This is a genomic window from Streptosporangium sp. NPDC006013, from assembly GCF_040614275.1.
GTDB lineage: Bacteria > Actinomycetota > Actinomycetes > Streptosporangiales > Streptosporangiaceae > Streptosporangium.
Window position 1 is genome coordinate 1 of sequence record NZ_JBEXUE010000963.1, and the last position, 1,261, is coordinate 1,261.

Consider the following 1,261-nt stretch of genomic DNA (forward strand, 5'->3'; position numbering starts at 1 on the left):
CCCGCCCGGGTCATCTCCTCGACGAACGCGGCCATCTCCGCGTGGACCGCCTCGCTCGGGGGTGCCGCGTCGCCGCCCTTGGTGGTCATCAGGAATCGCATCGTCATATCTCCTTCGGGTGCTCAGAGAACCGATCCTCGCCGGTTTCCAGCTGTGCGTCGATCGGGGCCGGTGAAAATCGACACGCCTCGTCTGACCAGGGCGGCGATCGGATGTGACAGGGAATGCGCACCGTTCACGCCTTCGCAAGCCGGGTCACGCCGACGAACCGGCGGCCAGGGAGAAGTAGGCCTCCTCCTCCTGGTCGAAGTGGAGGATCAAAACGGCGTACAGGCCGTAGAGGCAGGCGCGCAGGTCGTCGAGCTGCTCCGGGCGTGGCCCGTCGGCCTCGATGAGGGTGAGGTGACTTCCCAGGCGTCGTACCAGGCGTTCGATCTCGGCATGCGCCCTGCTCATGGTCATCACGACCTCCGGGCCGCCCAGCACCTGCCCCATCGCCGGATACAGCCGCTGCTCCTCGGCCCGTTCGTGAGGCAGCAGTCGCTCGGTGAGGAATGCCTGGACCTCTCGCAGCCGATCGAGTGACGCCGTGGGCGGGATCCTGCCCAGCTCGTCGGCCGTCTCGCGGATCAGTTCCAGGGTCGGCCGCAGCGAGGAGTGCTCCATCTCGAAGCGGCGCAGCAGGGATTCGGTGGCGGAGTCCATCAGCGGCCGGGTTCCCCGCGTGGGACGCAGCGCCCGTAGCGCGTTGAGGATCACCGCGATGTCGATGCCCTCCTGCAGGAGGGCGCCGGCCGCGGGCGGCAGGGCGCCGGCCGCGGCCGCCACCATGGCCAGCAGCGACAGCGCCATCCCGGTGGCCGCGCTCTGTACGGCGATGCGCCGGGAGCGGCGGGCGACGTCCATCGCGTCGGCGAGCCGGTCCAGGCGGTCGGTGGTGAGCACCACGTCCGCGGCCTGGGTGGAGGCGGCGGACCCCCGGGCCCCCATCGCCACTCCGACGTCGGCCGCCGCCAGGGCCGGGGCGTCGTTGATCCCGTCGCCCACCATCACGGTCACCGCGCCGGTCGCCTCCCGCCGTACCGCCTCGACCTTGGCCGCGGGGGTCTGCTCGGCGAGCACCCGGTCGATGCCGAGTACCACGCCCACGCTCTCGGCGACCTCGGCCCGGTCTCCGGTGAGCATGACCACCCGCTCGATGCCCGCGGCGCGCAGCCGCCGCAGCGTCCGCGCGGCGTCGGCCCGGATGGCATCGCGGAGC

1 protein-coding gene is annotated in these 1,261 nt (G+C 71.9%); it reads right to left on the bottom strand.

Going from position 1 to position 1,261, the window contains the following annotated elements; all coding sequences use genetic code 11:
• Window positions 1-255: 255 nt before the first annotated feature.
• Window positions 256-1,261: heavy metal translocating P-type ATPase (locus tag ABZ260_RS51275; RefSeq protein WP_355633302.1), on the bottom strand; the 1,006-nt coding region annotated here is incomplete at its 5' end.